Genomic DNA, 19,161 nt, shown 5'->3' with positions numbered 1-19,161 from the left:
ACAATCTTCGCTGTAAGTCCAAATTGGTGATGGACCTGCCTCTACCGTCATTGGCTTTTCGGGAGGAGGGGATTGCCGCGAATAATTTGTACATGAGGCTAGTGGAAGCAAAAATCCGGATCTTTGTCTCAGGTCTTGAGTTAAACGACATTCCATCTGCAGTGAGAATGCCTGCGCGAAATCCCACCTTGTTCGCCATGCCTTGGCCGGTTATACTTTTTTTGAAAAACAGTATAACGCCGGAGGCGTGCTGATGAAGTCCATCGATCTCATGTACCAGACGATGCTCGCCGAATTGGGGCAGCGCTCGCTTGATGCTGCATGGACGGCGGACTTTCCTTCGGAAGGCCGTTTCACTCCAGCGACCGTGAAGGGGCGAAAGTACTGGTATTTCGACACGCCTGATGGACACGGTGGGACGAAACGCCGTTACGTCGGCCCTGCGGAAGATCCGGATATCGCCGCCCGGGTCGCGGATCACAAACGGGACAAGGACGATCTGCGTGCGCGACGGCGCATGGTCAACACGCTGACCCGCGAAGGCGGCATGGTTTCTCCCGATGCCATGTCGGGCGATATCGTTGCCGCGCTCGCCGAGGGCGGGCTGTTCCGACTTCGGGGTGTCCTGATCGGAACGGTGGCCTTCCAGTGCTATTCGGGCCTGCTCGGCGTCCGCCTTCCCATGGCATCGATCCTGACGGGAGATGCGGACATTGCTCAGGATTATGCCATCAGCCGAGAGGTCGAAGACAGTCTGCCGCCGATTGTAGAGCTGCTGCAGGGCGTCGACGCCAGCTTCAGGCCAGTTCCCCATCGATCGGGCGTTGCGGCGTCATCCGCCTTCCAGAACGCCGACGGCTACCGGGTCGAATTCCTCACCTCGAACCGGGGGTCGGACGATTACGTCGAACAACCGGCGAAGATGCCCGCCCTCGGGGGCGCCAGTGCCGATCCACTGCGCTTTCTCGACTTCCTCATCCGGGAACCGGTGAGGACAATACTGCTCCACCGGAGTGGTGTTTCGGTGGTCGTTCCGGAACCGTCCCGCTATGCGATTCATAAACTTATCGTGGCCAGCCGGCGACACACAGACGGGCAAGGTCCAGCCAAGCGGGAGAAGGACATCCGCCAGGCGGCACTGCTCTTCGAAGCCCTGCAACAAACAAGGCGATCTGCCGATCTGGCGCTGGTCTACAATGAAGCATGGGAGCGTGGACCTGCGTGGCAGGAAGGTTTGCGAACTGGGGCGGCCATGCTCCCAGGAGAGGATGCCGAGCGGCTACGGATTGCTCTGACCGAGGGAGCCAAGAAGAATCGGGAAGACATTGAGCTTCCGGTTTGAGCATTGACCAGTGCATCAAGAGGCGAGACTGTCGCATCTCTAACTGGCCCAACTGTCGCATTACCAAATAGCCCCTACAGCTTATGATCGCATAATATTAATTATGGAACTGAGAGAGAGCGCTACGAGCAGCGTCTTGTGCCGTATCGCTCTGCGAGTGATGGACGAGGGCAAGGTGCTGCATTGGGGTCTCTCCGAGATGGGGCTGAACACGCTTCGCCGCGCGCATGCGGTGCTGCCGATCACCGCGGTCCAAAGCGAATATTCCATGCTGTGGCGCGGCCCGGAAACGGGAGCAATTCCGGTATGCGAAGAGCTTGGCATTGGCTTCGTTCCTTGGAGCCCGCTCGGCGTTGGCTTCCTGAACGGCGCAATCGATGCGCGAACGCGCTTCGCCGAGGGCGACATCCGCGGCGTTGAGGGGCGCTTTGCACCGGAGAGCCTGCCGAACAACCTCGCTCTCGTCGAGGTCCTGAAAGTTTGGGCGGAACGCAAGCAAGCTCGTCTTGGTCAGATCGCTCTGTCCTGGCTGCTGGCCCAAAAGCCGTTCATCGTTCCAATCCCCGGCACCACCCAAATGGCACACATGATCGAGAATATTGGCGCTCCCTCCGTCTCGTTCTCACCGTCTGAGATCGCGGAACTGAACGCTGCCGTCGCCGCCGTCAGTATCAAGGGTGCGAGACTTCCTGATGTGGTGCAGGCGTATTCAGACGTTGAGGCGCCTGCAAAGACCTAGAACAGAAAGAGCCTGCTCGCGGTTTGGCCGCAAGTAGGCAATCACCTGAAGCGATATCGGCTTCTACGCACTCGATGACGAGTTCAGCAATTGGGGTGAATATGCAAGGTTTTAGCGCGCTCTGCCGACGCACGTCGAGCATCCCACACAAAAACGGCGCCTTCTCATCAACCTTGAGTGAACTCGACGAGAGTTGTGTAGCCGATCACCGCATTAGATGCAGGCGAATAGATCGCCTGATGCACTGACGTGGCTTCTGCCCCGGCGCGCTGATGCTCGGGGCAGTACGTCAGACATGCATTTCGTCTTATGCGAAACGGTGTTCCTTGCCGCTCATAGGTGACGCATGAATGACGTCTCCGGATTCAATTTTGAAATCACCGGGCACACGAGCGACAATCTGTTTCAGCAGAGGGTGTACGAGGTAGACGACGGTGTCTGCACCCAGCCTTTCGATATGACGGACTTGGCCCTGCCATTTCCCTTCACTCTTTGACAAAGCAAGATGCTCGGGACGGATGCCGTAAGTGGCGCAGCCTTCAGCGGCGGCAACCTCGCCATCGTAGAGGTTCATTTTTGGCGATCCGATAAAGCCAGCGACGAAGGGGCTGACGGGGTTGTGATAGAGGTCCATTGGTGAGCCGACTTGTTCGATGCGCCCAGCATTCAGGACCACGATCTTGTCAGCCATTGTCATCGCCTCGACCTGGTCATGGGTGACGTAGATCATGGTGGCGCCGAGCTTTGCGTGCAGGTCGGTCAGTTCCATGCGCATCTGTGAACGAAGCGCTGCATCAAGGTTGGAGAGCGGTTCGTCAAACAGGAAAACCTTGGGATTGCGGATGATGGCACGTCCGATCGCCACCCGCTGGCGTTGTCCGCCTGACAGGGCCTTCGGCTTACGGTCGAGCAGATGGGTCAGTTGCAGGCTTTCCGCAGTTTTTTCCACCTTCTCGGCGATCTCGCTCTTCGGAAGACCGGCGAGCGATAACCCGAAACCGATGTTTTCGCGCACTGTCAGATGCGGATAGAGCGCGTAGGACTGGAAGACCATGGCGATGCCGCGCTTTGACGGCTCGGCATGGGTCACGTCCTGGTTGTCGATAATGATCTGTCCCGAGGTCGAGGTTTCAAGACCTGATATCATCCTCAATAAGGTCGACTTCCCGCATCCGGATGGGCCGACGAAGACGCAGAACTCGCCTTTTTCGACTGTCAGATCGATCCCCTTGATGACCTCAAGGCTGCCGAAACTCTTGCGAATGTCCTGAAGAACAACACTGGTCATACGACTATCCTTTGACGGCTCCGGCGGTCATGCCGGCAACAATCTGTCGATTGAAGAAAATGTAGACGATGAGCGGCGGGATCGTGACCAGAAGAATGTTCATGAAGAGCAGATTGAACTGGGTCTGGAACTGGCCCTGGAAATTATAAAGTGTCAGCTGAACCGTGACGTTCTCGCGCCCCGGGAGGTAATAGAGCGGATTGGTGAAATCGTTGAAGATGGTGATCGACTGGACGACGATGACCGTGACTGTCACAGGCTTCAGCAGTGGCAGGATCACGCGGAAGAAGATCTGCAATGGCGTTGCGCCATCGATCAGGGCCGCCTCGTCTAGGTCGCGCGGGATCGTGGCAATGAAGCTGCGGAACAGGAGAACCGAGAAGGCAAGGCCATAGGCGACCTGAATGAAGATCATGCCGGTGATCGTCTTGAACAGACCGATAGACTGCAGCACCCAGATTGTCGGCACGACTGCTGGCGGGATCATCAAGCCTGCCAACACGAACGCGTAGATGACCGTGTTCCAGCGGGATGGACGTCGCTGGAGAACATATCCGACCATCGCACCGAAGAGAACGAGCAGCGTAACGGCGAAGACGGTGATCACGGTGGAGTTGAGGTAGGCAAGTAGCAGCAGGTAGTTGCGTGTTTGCAGGACCTGGAGGAAGTTTTCCCACAACTGCCAGTCCAGTGGCCAGGAGAAAGTGAGCCGCGAGGCATCCTGCCGTGTCTTGGCGGCAGTCAGAAAGATGAAGATGAAAGGCAGTATGAAGATCACGGACGCAAGCGCGAGCGAGACGATGCCCGTATAAAGCTGGCGGCGGGTCATAGGTCCACCTCCCGACGGTTGAACCAGGCCGTGAGCGGTAGAATGATCAGCGCGATCAACAGGAAAAGGATCACGTTGCCAGCGGTCGAAAGCCCATAAAAGCCGGCCTGATATTGCTTGTAGATAACGCTCGCGAGCACATCCGAGGAGAAGCCCGGTCCTCCCCGCGTCATCGCCCAGATCAAATCGAAGCTGCGAAGGCCGCCGATGAGCGAGAGGGTAACGACGGTGACAGTTGCTGGACGGACAAGCGGAACAGTGACGCGGAAGAACATCTGGGTTCGGGTCGCGCCATCGATGCGGGCTGCCTCATAGTAGTCCTGGCTGATCGTGGCGAGGCCGGCAATATAGATCAGCGTTGCCAGACCAACGCCCTTCCAGAGATCAACGAAGATCACCGAATAGAGCGCCAGTGAGGGGTCGGTCAGCCAACCGGGGCCCGGTAGTCCCATGCTCTTCAAGGTGACATTGATCATGCCGTTGGTCGGGTGCATTAACACGGCAAATGTGATCCCGATACCAATCGTCGACACCAGAACGGGGAAGAACACGACAGTCCGCAAAAAGCCCTGCGCCCAGATGCCGGACGTGAGTAACACGGCGAGCAAAAGGCCGATCACGGTCTTCGTGGCCGAGGTCGCTACGGCGTAGATCAGCGTATTGACCGTTCCCTGGATCAGGAAAGGCTCGCGCAGAAACTGACGGTAGTTGTCAAGGCCGATGAAATCGGCCGAAAACAGGTCCCAGCGCGTCAGGCTGAACCAGAAGGAGGCCACTGTCGGCACCAGAAACAGGACCGTGAATACGATCGCCGCCGGCAGCACAAACCAGTAGGGATAGGGGGATTTCTGCGTAACCATGTCTCTTCTCCGGTTCAGACCCCGCCCGGACCTGCGAGACCGGACGGGGTTCGAAGGGCGGGAGGTTACCAGTTCGGCAAGCCGAGTTGCTTGGCCTGCTTTTCGACATCCTGGTCATAGAGGGCTGCCGCCTCGGCAGCCGGACGAATGCCGGATCCGACTTCCACGGTAATCTGCTCGAGAGCCGGGCCCTTGACCGGTGAGAGGAATTCGAGCGCTGGCGCCGTGCGGCCCTCAGCCTCGAAATAGGGCAGCATGTCCTTCACCGCCTGGGGAACGTTGGCGGGAAGCTGGCAGCCCTTGATGAGATAGGGACCCGAAGGAACAGCCTTTGCCATCATTTCGCAGGCCTCCTTGGACGCGACCCAATCGAGGAATTTCTTCGCTTCCTCAGCGTTTTCGGCGGATGCCGGACTGTAGAGCGCGGAAGGCATCCAGATCGTCAGACCGTTATTTGCGGCGTCGTCACCCGGCTGGGCGAAGAAGCCGAGGTCGGCCAGATTGTCCGGATAGTTTTGCTGGATGTTGCCAATGCCGAAGGTCAGCATCGGGTAGTGGGCAGCTTCGCCCGTTGCGACCATGCGCATCCCATCATCGAACTTGGCAGCGCCGAAATCGGCATTGAAAAGTGCCGCCTTTGCCGTCTGCTCGAGGCGTTCGAAGCCCTTGGCGGCGGCGGGGGTTGTGGCGAACTTCGCCTTGTTGTCCGTGAATTCTATCGCGAAGTTCGGTGCTGCAGCGTTGACGTTGTAGTAATCGGCGAGCACGAAGAGCTGGGAGGTCCAGGTGTCGCCATAGGTCTGGGCGATAGCGACTTTACCAGCCGCCTTGACCTTTTCGCTATTGGCGATGAAATCAGCCCAGGACTTGGGAACCTCAAGTCCGAGCTCAGCGTAGATTTTCCTGTTGTAGAAGATCCCGCCGCCCATCGCCGGACCGAAAGGCACGCCACGCACGGTGCCATCTCTAGCACTGACCACAGGTTTGAAGCTTTCGGAGATATTGCCCGCATTCGGCATATCGGAGAGATCCACCAGCGTCTGCTCCGGCTTCAGCGCCTGGAAGAGCGAACCGGAGTTATACTGAAAGATGTCGGCCATCTCTCCAGTCGCAAGGCGGGTCTTGACGATGTTGTCGCCTTCCGCTCCACCGGCACGGTTTTCGATGTCGAAGCTGATATCGGGACGCTTCTCGCTGTAGGCCTTGGTTAGCACGTCGAGGAAGGTGATCGTTTCCTGATTGGCGTCGGCCAGTATCGTAAGCGTCACGTCGGCATGGGCCGCACTTGCCAATAGACTGGCGAGAGACGCAGCCAGGATGGTTCCTGCTGTCAAATTCATGGTCGTTTCCTCCTCTATTGACCACTTAAACATGTGTCGTATCCGTCCGCTGACGGTGCCGCGGTTCAGATGCGGAAGGTCATGCTATGCTCGCCCGCTAGTAGCCTGCTCTCCACGCCAGGCGTGACCGGGACACCATTCACGGTGAGATCCTTTCGGCCGTTTTCGGCCGTGATCGAGGCCGCGACCCCCTCGGGCAACACGACTCTGTAGGTCACCTGATCGCCCTTCAGTGTCCACTCGGCTTCGATGCGCCCCTGCTTTACATCGTGCCAGGCCTTGACGGGCGACAGCGCCGGCAGGATGGCAGGATCGAGCGTAACATGCGTGAAGCCTGCCCCCTCAGGCGTCAGCTCGAGCCCGGCCACATCTTCGAACAGCCACTGGCAGACGGCGCCATAAGCATAATGGTTGTAGCTGTTCATATCCGGATCGTAGATCGAACCATCCTCAGCCACCGCGTCCCAGCGCTCCCAGATCGACGTTGCGCCACGCTCGACCTGGTAAAGCCAGCCCGGGACCTTCCGATTGAGGAACACCTTTTCCGCAAGGTCGAGCATGCCGAGCCCGGTGAGTGCCGGCAGTAGCGCGGGAGTGCCGATGAAGCCTGTGCCGATCACGCCATCGGTTTCTTCCACCACACGGCGGAAATAGTCCCTCCCCGCCGCCTGGTAGTCATCAGGAACGAGATCATACAGGAAAGCCAGCGCCCAGGACGTCTGGTCGTTGTGTGCGATCCGGCCAGACGGCGAAAAGAACTCGTCGCGGAAGGCCGCGCGGATCTGGTTTGCGCGCTCGTCCAACTGCCGCGTCGCATCGTCACGACCGAGAATGCGGGCAATCCGCGCGGCGATCTGTGTCGAGATGAAATGATAAAGGGTGGCCGCACAATCGTCCGCGACGGTGGGTCGGGGCTTGCGGTTGTCGCCGACGGGCTGCAGCCAGTCACCAAAGGTAAAACCGTGCTCTCCCCAAACGGCTGGCGGGCGAATGATCGGACCGCCCGAAATACCCCAGAGATAGTCGAGCCACTTGATCATCGCCGGGAAGCACTCCGCGAGGACCTCTCTATTGCCGTAATGTAGATAGAGCTGCCAGGGGATGATGACGATGGCATCACCCCAGCCTGTCGAACCCGCCCAGTCGCCCCTGTCGTCGATTGGATGGAGCCGTGTCGGGTCCGGCGAGAAGTGCGGGACGGCACCATTATCACGCTGGTCGTGCATAACGTCGCGCAGATATTTGATGAGGAAGCGCTCGCTATCGGCGAGCCAGCAGGCAGTGCCCGCGAAGACCTGCGCATCTCCCGTCCAGCCGAGGCGCTCGTCACGCTGCGGGCAATCCGTGGGGATCTCGATGAAGTTCGAACGCTGTGACCAGATGGTGTTTTCGACGAGCCGATTGACCGCCGCAACCCCCGTGGTGATGCCACCGGTGGCGACCGGCACCGAGCTGATCGGCACCATCTCAATGGAGAGCAGACTGACGTCTCCTTCGAGCGTCACCCGGGCGTAGCGAAAGCCCATGAAGGTGAAGAGTGGGGCATAGCTTTCCTCGCCTTCGCCAGACAGGATGTAACGCAGTTCGGCGCGGGCGCTGCGATAGTTCCGGTTGTCGAAGACCTTGTCCGGTCCGAGGATTTCGGAGTGCTCGACGCGGACCGACGCGCCCGCCTTTCCACTGACGCGTAGCCGGATAAAGGCGCCGGCATTCTGACCGAAATCATAGAGGGTTCTGCCCTCGCCATCCTGCCACTGATCGATCGGAGTGAGCGGTGCGAGCTCCTTCACCGCATCCGCCTCGTGTGGCACCAGCAGGCCCTTGTCGAACTCGAGCAGGTCTATGCCGGCCTCGGCGCGAGGTACAATACGCGCATCATAGTCTTCACCGAAATAGATGCCATTGCGCGTCACGGGTGAGAGACCGCTCTTCCAGCTTGCGTCCGTCACGAGCGAGACTGCGCCGTCGGCCTCGATCTCTGCGATCGCCGCCACACGATCTCCCCAGCAATTGAAGATCGGGTTCGAGGCCCAAAGCAACTGGCTGCGATACCAGCCATCGCCAAGCCAGATCTCGATCCTGTTTTCCCCGACCTTAAGAAGCTCAGAGACTTCGTATGTCTGGTAGGCTACCCGGTCGTCATAGCAGGTCCAGCCGGGCGTCAGCAGATCTTCGCCTACACGCTTCCCGTTGATGAAAGCACGATAGAGGCCGAGCGCCGAGATTGCCAAGGTGGCTGTTGAGGGGAGGACATCCACTTGCCAATGCGTCTGGACGAAAGTTCCGGCAACCCCCTGCCCCTTGTCGATCTCGGGCGCGATCATCTCAGCCCGCGCAAATGGCTGACTATCAGATGCCAAAGTCGAGCCTGTCAGTGAGGGCCTGTCCATGGTGTCTCTACTCCCGCCGGCGCATACCCATCGAGCCGCACCGATCATTTTGTGTATCGTTCTATGTATATCATTCTACAAACTCGTTTGCCGCGCAAGCGCTTTTTGCATATAGTGGATCTAAGGATCATGCGCAGACGAGATTAACCATGGAAAAACAGAAGCTTGGCCCGCCGACGGATCGCGTGACGATCCGCCATGTCGCTGAGCATGCAGGCGTCTCGGTCGCCGCCGTATCCAAGGTGCTGCGCAATGCCTACGGCGTGTCAGAGGCTCTGCGGACCAAGGTCGAACACGCCATCGACCTTCTGAAGTATCGTCCGTCGACGGCGGCACGGGCCATGCGCGGGCGGACGTATACCGTTGGCATCCTTGTCGTGGAACTCACCAACCCGTTCGTCCCGGTTCTGCTGGAAGGGATCGACGCAGGTCTGGCCGAGGCGAATTACAAGGCGATGGTCGGCGTCGGTCGCGCGGCCTCCAAGCTTGAGACATCGATGATCGAGTCGATGATCGACACCAGGATGGATGGCCTGGTCCTGATCGGGCCGCAGATCTCTGGAAGCGTGGTCGCGCACTATGCGAAACAGATCCCCATCGTCGCCATTGCCCATCACGAACCCCAGGCGACCTTGTACGACACGGTCAATTCGGACGATTTCGCGGGGGCACAGATGGCCGTCGAAGCGCTGGCATCGTGCGGCTACAGCGACATCGCGATGCTGAGCTACGACCGCTCGGACAGCCCCAATTCGGTCGTCGCGGTGCAGCGTGAGGCAGGGTACAAGGCGGCGATGGCCGCAATCGGATCGGAAGAGAGGGCTCGTATCATCCGCAATCCACATCCGAGCGAGCCAAGGTCGAAGGAACTGGCGGCGTTGCTCTCTTCGGAAGACAGGCCGCGGGCGATCTTCGCCTGGTCTGATCTCGATGCCATTCCGCTGTTGGCGGCCTGTCACGAATTGGGCATCGACGTCCCCGGCACACTCGCAGTCATCGGCTACGACGACTGTTCGCTCGCCGGACAGCCGGCCGTCAGCCTCTCCAGCGTCAATCAGGATCCGCTAAGCCTTGGCGCACGCGCAAGCGAGCTGCTGCTTAGTCGCATCGAGGGGCGTGAAGATGCGCAGCACGTCATGCTGCCACCAAGGGTGGTGCTTCGTCGCAGCGTGTGATCTGGCGAAATCACGCACGTTAATTGCACCTGTCTCAACGAAGACGGCGCCAGCGGCTCCGCATTGAACCCTCTACGATCTCTGATCGCAAGGAATGGGTAAATGCCTTACGGCCGCCCTTACAAACGTTCCGCGAAACGACTTTTCAGCGTCGCGCAAATCTCGGAACGTCCAGCGAAGCTGCCAACATCTTTCGAGATTCCCTGACCAAAAATCCGCCAACAATACCAAAGTGGATGCTAAATTAACTAAAGCCGCAGATATGATCTACTCGTTCTGATGGAATTAACTGCTGTCTCACCACAGTGTACCGCCAGAAGGACGCCCCCCGCTCAGATTGGAGCGGCGGACGATGGCAGAGATTGACGCATAAGCTGATGTTGAACAGACGGGGCGGTAGGTCGGGAAATGGGTGAAGCGGCTTTCAAGACATCTAGCTTTTCTGCAGGAGCGTCTCCGACGGAGCTCTCGGACTATGTCGACCGCATGGAGGCGGCGCGCTCCTTGATTGAGAAGCGCTTCCTCGACGGTGGATCGGCACTGCTCTCCATTCTCGACGTCTTGAACAACCTCATCGCTTCGCTCGATCAACTCAACGGTGCGCTTGACGAGGAGACCGCGCGGGAAACCATGGCAAAGCTCACCTCGTCCATGGATCGCCTCTCCCAGCAGACCAGCATAGAGGCGGGGCGACAGGAGGGTTTCCAGGAAATCCTGCGGGCCGAACGGGCGCTTGAGCCCCATGTCGATCTCATGCAGGAAACGCTGCGCTATCTGCGCACCTTCGCCCTGACGGCCAAGATTACTGGAGCAAGCATTGCCGATTTTGCGGGCTTTGCCGAAGAAATCCTCGACCGCATCCAGGAGGGAACCGAACAGGTCGACGATTTCGCCGGCAAGGTCCTGACGCTGGGGAGCGGCCTCGGTCCAGCAATCCGCAAAAGCCGCGAAATCGTCTCCAGCTATGACGAGGCCGTGCCGCAGATCCTTCGAACGCTTTCGGCCGGCGCCGAGGATCTTGGCAACTATCGCAGGCTTCTGGTCGAACGGGCGACCAGTGTCCGCGCTGTCGCCAGTGGCATACAGATGAAGCTCGGCGCAATTCTTTCGTCCATGCAGGTCGGCGACATCACGCGTCAACGGATAGAGCATTGCCAGTCCAGCCTGCAGATCCTGTCGGACTATCTGGTATCGGAACCTGGACATGCGCTGACTGAGGCGCAGAGACAGTCGCTGATCCTGTTGATCCGTAGCCTCGTCTACCGGCAGTTGGAGCATACGATCGAAGATTTCGACCGAGACACCGGCAAGATCGTGGCGACCGTCTCCAGCTTTCGCTCGGAGCTTGCGGAAATCGAAGCATTGAGCGCCACCATGTCTGATCGTGCCTCGGGCGGTAACAACAACGCCATTCGACAGCTCGAGACAGGCATAGACAGTGCCCGAACTGCAGTGCGAGAAGTGGACCACGTCGGCGCAGAAGCATCGCGACTGAGCCTTGATACGGCAAATATCGTTCGCCAGCTGCTCGAAGGCATCGGCACGGTCCGCGCTGTCCGCACCGACATCCATTACATCGCGCTGAACACCAATCTCCGCTGCAGCCGGATTGGTGAAGAGGGCAAGGCCATCAATGTCGTTACGGCCGAGCTTCGGCATTTCGCCGGGAGGCTCGACGAGACCGCCGAGGATATCCTGGCCGAGCTCCACAGCCTCGAAGCTGCCGCCCAACAACTCGTCGGCCAGATGAAAGGTGAAGCTGAAGACAGCCTCGACGGACAGCTGGAACAGGTCCGCGACAATCTCCGTGCTGCCGGTGACCGGATGGATACGCAGCTGACGGCGCTCAATGAGCAAAGCCAGACCGCCCTCACCGAGATCAATGGCTCCCTCAGAAGACTGGATTTCAACGAGGCGCTTGGCGATGTGCTTCGCGATTGTGCCGCACGAATGGAGATCCTTGAAGACGTCGTGCCAGCAGAGGGGCTGACGGAGGCTCTCGATGTGATCGGGAGCCAGATCGGCCGGCTGTATACGATGGTCGCCGAGCGGGAACTGCATGCGCAGATCATGGGCACCGAGCTCCCTGCGTCATCCGCCACAGAAAGTGGCACTCTCAGTGATGACGACCTGGACGACGCATTCTTCTGAGCGGCGGCATCCGCAACCGGCGCGGCTCGCTCGTGAACCGTGCGTGTTGTGCCCATGCGCCTTTTCGGCAGGGACTGAGGAAGCGCAACCTGTCAAGGTTCAGACCACGTCTCGCATGCGAATACGCACCGCCGGGCGAGCAAGCCCAGCGCCGCTCACTCGATTTAAGCTTGAATGCAGCCCCTGGTGATCGTCCTCTGTCCGGTCGCGTCAGACTGGTAGATCACCGCCGTTTGTCGGCGGCGATGATCTCGGCGGCAATCGACCCAAGGGGCACCACGCGGTTGACGCCACCATGGGCAATGGCTTCCTTCGGCATGCCGAAGACGACGGAGGTCGCCTCATCCTGGGCAACGGTGTAGGCACCGGCGGCGTGCATTTCCAGCATGCCGCGAGCGCCGTCGTCACCCATGCCGGTCATGATAACGCCCATGGCATTGCCACCGGCCGCGCGCGCGGCCGATCGGAAAAGCACGTCGACTGAAGGCCTGTGGCGGGACACAAGCGGTCCCTGTCGGACCGAGACGTAGTACCGCGCGCCCTGCCGTTCGAGAACGGTGTGACTGCCGCCACCGGGCGCAATCAGAACATGCCCCCGCAATACCGTGTCCCCGTCTTCAGCTTCCTTGATTTCCATCGCGCAAAGACCGTCGAGGCGTCGTGCGAAGGCTGCGGTAAATTTTTCCGGCATGTGCTGTACGATAACGATGCCCGGCGAATTGGCTGGTAAGGCTTCGAGCATCTCGCGAAGGGCCTCGGTCCCGCCGGTGGAAGCGCCAACACAGACCACCATTTCCGTCGTCTTGGCCATTGCCCGGCCGGACGGCGGCGGCAGAACAGCGTCGGCTGTCAGCTTTTCTGGCGGGGCTTCCGACGGAGACCCGTTTCCAAGCCCGCGGCGCCTGACACCCGGACGGGCATGCGATGCCGCCTTCACGACATCGCAGATGTGGCTCGCCTGTTCGGCGAGATAGTCCGCGGCGCCGATCTTGGGCTTCAGGACAACGTCAACCGCACCCGCTTCCAGTGCCTGCATCAATGTTTCGGTGCCTGCTTCCGTCAGGGACGAACACATAACCACAGGGATCGGCCTTTGCGACATGAGCTTGCGCAGGAAGGTGATCCCATCCATGCGGGGCATCTCAACATCGAGCGTGATAACATCCGGAATTTCTTCCTGGATGCGCTTGGCTGCCATAAAGGGATCGCCAGCGGTGCCGATCACCTCAATATCGGGATCCGACTGCAAGACGTTCGTCAACGTCTGGCGAACGCTGGCGGAATCGTCGACGATCAGGACACGGACCTTTTTTCTCATCTGGTTCTCACAGTCGCTTGAAGACGGTATTGGCAATCTGGCGCAGCGGCAGGTTCATTCCGGAAATCGATTCCGAGTGACCGATGAACATGTGGCCGCCGACCGAAAGCTTGCTGCAGAGCTTGCTCATAACCTGAAGTTGTGTGTCTTTATCAAAGTAGATCAAGACGTTGCGGCAAAAAATCATATCTACGGGCTCGCCGATCTCGTAGGTCGGATCCATGAGGTTGAGACGGGCAAAGCCAATCCGCGACCGCAGCTTGGGAACGATGCGTACTTGGGCCCGTTCCCGATCTCTCGAAAAGCGGACATATTTGGACACCAGCGCCGGGGGCACCGGGTCGATCATCTCCTGGCTGAAGATACCCCGCCGGGCCTTGTCCAGCACGTCCGTCGAGAGGTCCGTTGCGAGAATAAAATAGTTGGGTCCGTTCTGCAGCGTCGAGAACTCCTCGAGCAGCATGGCGATCGTATAGGGTTCGGCACCGATCGAGCACGCCGAACTCCATATCCTGATCGGCTGGCTGCCGCGCCGGGCGAGTTCCGGCAGGATGTGACTGCACATGAAGTCGAAATGATTGGGCTCGCGGAAAAAATCCGTCTTGTTCGTGGTCACCACATCGATGAGGTAGACGGCCTCCTTGTCGAGCCCTCCCTCATCGAACAGGTATTCACAATATCGGTCAAAGCTCCCATGTCCGGTCACGCGAAGCCGCCGTCGCAGGCGACCTTCCAGCATGGTCAGCTTCGCATCGGTAATCTTGATCCCGCTATAATCGTAGATATAGCTCGCGAGGCGCTTGAAATTGCGATTGCTCAAGCGGTCTTCGAAATTGATCTGGGTGGCAGTGATGGATTCCGCGAACACGATACTATGCCACCTGCCGCGCGTCTAAGCTGGCGCGCTGGATCTCTTCACCCTGATGGGCGAAGAGCCGGGAAAGATCGATGATCACCACGAAATCACTTGTCCGCCGGACGACACCCTGAATGTAATCGGACTCCCAGCGCACCCCGATCTGCGGGGCACTGTCGATTTGATCCAAGTGAAAGGGTGTAACCTCGAAGACCTTGTCTGCCATCATGCCAAGTGTCAGCACCCGCCCATCACAGGGAATGTCGAGCACGAGTACGCGGGTATGGTGAGTGAGGACCGTCGCCGCCATGCCCAAACGTCGACGCAGGTCGATGATCGGCACGCCTTGGCCGCGCACATCCCTGAGGCCCAGGAGATAGTCCGGGCCCTGCGGAATTTTGAAAGCATGCTCGTGGTCGAGGATTTCACGCACCACCTCGACTGGAACCGCGAAGATCTCTTCACCCATGGCGAAGGTAACGAACTGGGCCTCGGACCGCGCCATCATGCCATCTCCCGAAATTCGTGGTCGGCTTCATCCGGTCCACCCATCGACATGTCGAGTTTGAAGCCGTTGACGCGGGCCTGCTGAGCTGCAACCGTCATGCCTGAAGCAGACTTGGCTGACTTGGCCGATGGGCTTGTGCCTTGCCGACCGGCGAATCCTGCACTCCGATGCTGTTTGGAGGCTTGATGAGGGCGACCTGCAGTGGACTGCGCGATTCGGAAGAAGCTGATCGATTCCAGCATCTCCTCAGCCTGCGCCGACAATTGTTCAGATGTTGAGGACATCGCCTCGGAGGCTCCGGCATTCTGCTGGGTCACCTTGTCGAGCTGCTGGATGGCCTCGTTGATCTGCGAGGCGCCGATATCCTGCTCGCGGCAGGCAGCGGAGATTTCCGACACCAGCTCCGCGGTCTTGCGGATATCCGGCACGAGCTTGTTGAGCATTTCGCCGGCTTGTGTCGCCACGTTGACCGTTTCACTCGAAAGCGTGCTGATCTCCGCCGCTGCAGCCTGGCTGCGTTCGGCAAGCTTGCGGACTTCGGATGCCACGACGGCAAAGCCCTTGCCGTGTTCGCCGGCACGCGCCGCCTCGACGGCTGCATTCAGCGCCAGAAGATCGGTCTGACGGGCAATCTCCTGGACGATGGAGATCTTCTCGGCAATCGTGCGCATGGCGCCAACTGCCCGATTGACTGCCCCACCCGATTCCTCGGCATCCTTCGAGGACTGGCGGGCAATCTTTTCGGTCTGCGATGCATTGTCGGCGTTCTGCTTGATGTTGGCCGCCATCTCTTCCATCGAGGCTGAAGCCTCTTCAGTCGCTGCCGCCTGCTCGTTTGCCCCCTGCGACAGCTGTTCACTGCTCGAGGATAGATTGTGGCTGCCGCTGGCAACCTGATCGGCGGCGGCACTGACTGTTGTCGCGAAGGATGTGAGGTTGTCGACCAGCGAATTGATTGCCACCTTCATGGCCTGATGATCACCTTCGCATTCGATTTCCACGCGCTCCATCAGGTTCCCCGATGAGACCTGATTGAGCACGCGGTTTCCTTCTGCGATGGGCACAAGGATCGCATCGAGCATGCCATTGATTCCGGAAACGACGGCTGCGAAGTCGCCGACGAAACGATTAGCCTCGCCTCTTTCGCTGAGCTTGCCCGCTGTGGAGGCGTCAATCAGGCGCTGGATCTCGGAGATGATGGCGCGGAAATTGGCACGAAGCGTGTCGATCGTATCGTTGATGAAAGCCTTCTTGCCCGGCAGCTGTTCCAGCTGCGCATGGAAATTACCCTCGCCGAACTCCTTGACGACCGCCATCGCCTTCTTCTTCACGGCGATATGGCCGGCGACCATTTCGTTGATGCCCTTGGCCATGGTGGCAAAGTCACCCTGGAATTTGTCAACAGGCACGAAGACGTCGATGTCACCTCTGTCGTGCTCGGACGACATGGTGTTCATTTCCGTGATCAGACCCTTGAGGTTGCCGCGCAGGGTCTCAATCGTATCATTGATGAAGGCCTTCTTGCCCGGCAGCTGTTCGAGCGGCGCATTGAAGTTGCCCTCGCTGAACTCCTTGACGACCGCCATCGCCTTCTTCTTCACCGCGATATGGCCGGCGACCATGTCGTTGATGCCCTTGGCCATTTTGGCAAAGTCACCCTGGAATTTGTCGACGGGCACGAAGACGTCGATGTCGCCCCGGTCATGCTCGGACGACATGGTGTTCATGTCCGTGATCAAACCCTTGAGGTTGCCGCGCAAGGTCTCGATCGTGTCGTTGATGAAGGCCTTCTTACCCGGCAGCTGTTCCAGCGGCGCATCGAAGTTGCCCTCGCTGAACTCCTTGACGACCGCCATCGCCTTCTTCTTCACCGCGATATGAGCGGCGACCATATCGTTGATGTCCGTGGCCATGGTGGCCAGATCGCCGTGAAAGCGATCAGCCGGCAGCACGACATCAATGTCACCTTTGTCATGCTCCAAGGCCATCCGATTGATGGCCGAATGGAGCGTGCCGACCGGACGCATGGCGACATCCAGCAAAGCGTTGACGGCGATCAGCACGTCACGAGCCTCCCCGGTCGCATCCTGTTCGCGAGCGCGGTGTGAAAGGTCACCGTCCGCAAGGCGTTTCGTGAGTTCCTGGATCTCCGAAATCGCCCATTCGGCGCGAGATGTCTTCCGCATTTGTGTGAGCAGGTTCATGATGCTGATGCTCCCCATTGTTTGACCGAGTGGACCTTTGGTCACGTTGATTGCAGGCTACTCAAGCGCTCTGGCGGAAATCGTCGTCTTCGTCGTCCGCTGCACCCATGGACATATCGAGGGCAAATCCTTTCACTCGCTCTTGTTGGCCGGCGACCGTGCCTGACGAGTGGGATCTGGTCGGCTTGGCCGGGCTTCGCGATGCACTCTGGCTTGCACGTTGCACGGGGGGCTGCGAGTGGGACCGAGACGACCCTGAAGTGTCGATGCGGAAGAATGAGATTGAAGCCTGCAACTCCTCGGCCTGCGACGCCAGTTCGAGCGAAGTCGACGAGACGCCTTCGGAGGCTCCGGCATTCTGCTGGGTCACCTTGTCGAGCTGCTGGATGGCCTCGTTGATCTGCGAGGCGCCGATATCCTGCTCGCGGCAGGCAGCGGAGATTTCCGACACCAGTTCCGCGGTCTTGCGGATGTCCGGCACGAGCTTGTTGAGCATTTCGCCGGCTTGTGTCGCCACGTTGACCGTTTCACTCGAAAGCGTGCTGATCTCCGCCGCTGCAGCCTGGCTGCGTTCGGCAAGCTTGCGGACTTCGGATGCCACGACGGCAAAGCCCTTGCCATGTTCGCCGGCACGCGCTGCCTCGACGGCTGCATTCAGCGCCAGAAGATCGGTCTGACGGGCAATCTCCTGGACGATGGAGATCTTCTCGGCAATCGTGCGCATGGCGCCAACTGCCCGATTGACTGCCCCACCCGATTCCTCGGCATCCTTCGAGGACTGGCGGGCAATCTTTTCGGTCTGCGATGCATTGTCGGCGTTCTGCTTGATGTTGGCCGCCATCTCTTCCATCGAGGCTGAAGCCTGTTCAGTGGCGGCAGCTTGTTCGGAGGCGCCCTGCGACAACTGTTCAGAACTTCCGGACAGTTGCTGGCTGCCCAGCGAGACATTGTCGGAGGCCGCAAGTGCATCTCGGACGACACTGCGAAGGCGTTCCGTCATTTCGAGCAGTGCCTGGCCGAGGACATCCTTGTCGGAGAGCGGTCGTCGAGTAACCGTCAGGTCTCCGTTGGAAATCCGGTTGGCCACTTCCGCCGTTTCGCGCAGACTATCGATCAGCGAATTGACGGCATGTTTCATCTTCTGATGGTCGCCCTCACAGTCGATTTCGACGGCTTCGGTCAGATCGCCGATCGCAACCTTGCCAAGAACGCGATTGCCCTCTGCGATGGGCACGAGGATCGCGTCGAGCATGCCGTTGATGCCGGAAACGATCGTAGCGAAATCGCCGACGAAACGATTGGCCTCGCCTCTTTCGCTGAGCTTGCCCGCTGTGGAGGCATCAATCAGGCGCTGGATTTCGGCGATGATGGCGCGGAAATTGGCACGAAGCGTGTCGATCGTGTCGTTGATGAAAGCCTTCTTACCCGGCAGCTGTTCCAGCTGTGCGTGGAAATTGCCTTCGCCAAACTGTTTGACCACTGCCATGGCCTTCTTCTTGACCGCGATATGGCCGGCGACCATTTCGTTGATGCCCTTGGCCATGCTGGCAAAGTCACCCTGGAATTTGTCGACAGGCACGAAGACGTCGATGTCGCCTTTGTCATGCTCGGCGGACATATTGTTCATTTCCGCGATCAGACCCTTGAGGTTGCCGCGCAAGGTCTCGATTGTATCGTTGATGAAGGCCTTCTTGCCCGGCAGCTGCTCCATCGGCGCATTGAAGTTGCCCTCGCCGAACTCCTTGACGACCGCCATCGCCTTCTTCTTCACGGCTATATGGCCGGCGACCATGTCGTTGATGCCCTTGGCCATTTTGGCAAAGTCACCCTGGAATTTGTCGACAGGCACGAAGACGTCGATGTCGCCTTTGTCATGCTCGGACGACATGGTGTTCATGTCCGTGATCAAACCCTTGAGGTTGCCGCGCAAGGTCTCGATCGTGTCGTTGATGAAGGCCTTCTTACCCGGCAGCTGTTCCAGCGGCGCATCGAAGTTGCCCTCGCTGAACTCCTTGACGACCGCCATCGCCTTCTTCTTCACGGCGATATGGCCAGCGACCATATCGTTGATACCCCTGGCCACGGTGGCGAAGTCACCGTTGAACTTCTCCACCGGAACGAAGACATCGATATCTCCATTGTCATGCTCGGTAGACATATG

12 protein-coding genes and 2 pseudogenes are annotated in these 19,161 nt (G+C 59.1%); 4 read left to right on the top strand and 10 right to left on the bottom strand.

Annotated elements, in window-relative coordinates:
* The first annotated feature begins 253 nt into the window (after positions 1 to 253).
* Both ACSV9I_RS16830 and ACSV9I_RS16825 read left to right on the top strand, forming a co-directional pair.
* A complete protein-coding gene (locus ACSV9I_RS16830) occupies positions 254 to 1,342 on the top strand; it encodes a nucleotidyltransferase family protein (protein WP_438329996.1) in 1,089 nt (362 codons plus the stop codon).
* A gap of 157 nt (positions 1,343 to 1,499) precedes the next feature.
* A pseudogene (locus ACSV9I_RS16825) lies at positions 1,500 to 2,081 on the top strand (aldo/keto reductase); the annotation flags it as partial.
* Positions 2,082 to 2,388: 307 nt separating this feature from the next.
* Here ACSV9I_RS16825 and ACSV9I_RS16820 read toward each other — a convergent pair.
* The 5 genes from ACSV9I_RS16820 to ACSV9I_RS16800 all read right to left on the bottom strand — a co-directional run bounded on the left by ACSV9I_RS16820 (position 2,389) and on the right by ACSV9I_RS16800 (position 8,722).
* Complete coding sequence (locus tag ACSV9I_RS16820; protein WP_054158172.1) at positions 2,389 to 3,369, bottom strand: ABC transporter ATP-binding protein; 981 nt, start codon at positions 3,367 to 3,369, stop codon at positions 2,389 to 2,391.
* Positions 3,370 to 3,373: 4 nt separating this feature from the next.
* Positions 3,374 to 4,198, bottom strand: coding sequence for a carbohydrate ABC transporter permease (locus tag ACSV9I_RS16815; RefSeq protein ID WP_054158173.1), 825 nt, complete (start codon positions 4,196 to 4,198; stop codon positions 3,374 to 3,376).
* Positions 4,195 to 5,058, bottom strand: a complete 864-nt coding sequence (locus ACSV9I_RS16810) for a carbohydrate ABC transporter permease (RefSeq protein WP_054158174.1) — start codon at positions 5,056 to 5,058, stop codon at positions 4,195 to 4,197. The genes ACSV9I_RS16815 and ACSV9I_RS16810 overlap by 4 nt, the downstream gene beginning before the upstream one ends.
* Before the next feature lie 65 nt (positions 5,059 to 5,123).
* Positions 5,124 to 6,398, bottom strand: coding sequence for an ABC transporter substrate-binding protein (locus ACSV9I_RS16805; protein WP_438329995.1), 1,275 nt, complete (start codon positions 6,396 to 6,398; stop codon positions 5,124 to 5,126).
* 65 nt (positions 6,399 to 6,463) lie between these two features.
* Positions 6,464 to 8,722 carry a family 78 glycoside hydrolase catalytic domain gene (locus ACSV9I_RS16800; protein WP_438330026.1) on the bottom strand — a complete coding sequence of 753 codons (2,259 nt, stop codon included), beginning with the start codon at positions 8,720 to 8,722 and terminating at the stop codon, positions 6,464 to 6,466.
* A 215-nt stretch (positions 8,723 to 8,937) separates the two neighbouring features.
* Between ACSV9I_RS16800 and ACSV9I_RS16795 the strand changes: the two genes are divergently transcribed.
* On the top strand, positions 8,938 to 9,963 hold the full coding sequence (locus ACSV9I_RS16795) for a LacI family DNA-binding transcriptional regulator (protein ID WP_438329994.1): 1,026 nt from the start codon (positions 8,938 to 8,940) through the stop codon (positions 9,961 to 9,963).
* A 408-nt stretch (positions 9,964 to 10,371) separates the two neighbouring features.
* Entirely contained in the window at positions 10,372 to 12,114 is a 1,743-nt protein-coding gene (locus tag ACSV9I_RS16790) for a chemotaxis protein (RefSeq protein ID WP_438329993.1), read from the top strand.
* Between the two features lie 223 nt (positions 12,115 to 12,337).
* Here the strand turns inward: ACSV9I_RS16790 and ACSV9I_RS16785 are convergent, their stop codons facing one another.
* The 5 genes and pseudogenes from ACSV9I_RS16785 to ACSV9I_RS16765 form a co-directional block, all read right to left on the bottom strand.
* Entirely contained in the window at positions 12,338 to 13,432 is a 1,095-nt protein-coding gene (locus ACSV9I_RS16785; protein WP_438329992.1) for a protein-glutamate methylesterase/protein-glutamine glutaminase, read from the bottom strand.
* Positions 13,433 to 13,439: 7 nt separating this feature from the next.
* The gene (locus ACSV9I_RS16780; protein ID WP_082352492.1) at positions 13,440 to 14,300 is read right to left on the bottom strand and encodes a CheR family methyltransferase; all 861 of its coding nucleotides are present in this window, start codon (positions 14,298 to 14,300) and stop codon (positions 13,440 to 13,442) included.
* A 4-nt stretch (positions 14,301 to 14,304) separates the two neighbouring features.
* Positions 14,305 to 14,796 (bottom strand): chemotaxis protein CheW, encoded by a 492-nt coding sequence (locus ACSV9I_RS16775; RefSeq protein ID WP_438329991.1) that lies wholly within the window; start codon positions 14,794 to 14,796, stop codon positions 14,305 to 14,307.
* Positions 14,793 to 17,000, bottom strand: a complete 2,208-nt coding sequence (locus tag ACSV9I_RS16770) for a methyl-accepting chemotaxis protein (RefSeq protein WP_438329990.1) — start codon at positions 16,998 to 17,000, stop codon at positions 14,793 to 14,795. Before ACSV9I_RS16770 ends, ACSV9I_RS16775 begins: the two co-directional genes overlap by 4 nt.
* 61 nt (positions 17,001 to 17,061) lie before the next feature.
* Positions 17,062 to 19,158 (bottom strand): annotated as a pseudogene (locus tag ACSV9I_RS16765) (methyl-accepting chemotaxis protein); the annotation flags it as partial.
* Between the last annotated feature and the right edge of the window lie 3 nt (positions 19,159 to 19,161).

It is taken from the genome of Rhizobium sp. G187, from assembly GCF_051549525.1.
In the GTDB taxonomy this organism is placed as follows: Bacteria; Pseudomonadota; Alphaproteobacteria; order Rhizobiales; family Rhizobiaceae; genus Allorhizobium.
The sequence above is the reverse complement of the archived record's forward strand: the minus strand, read 5'-3'. Positions and strand labels throughout refer to the sequence as shown.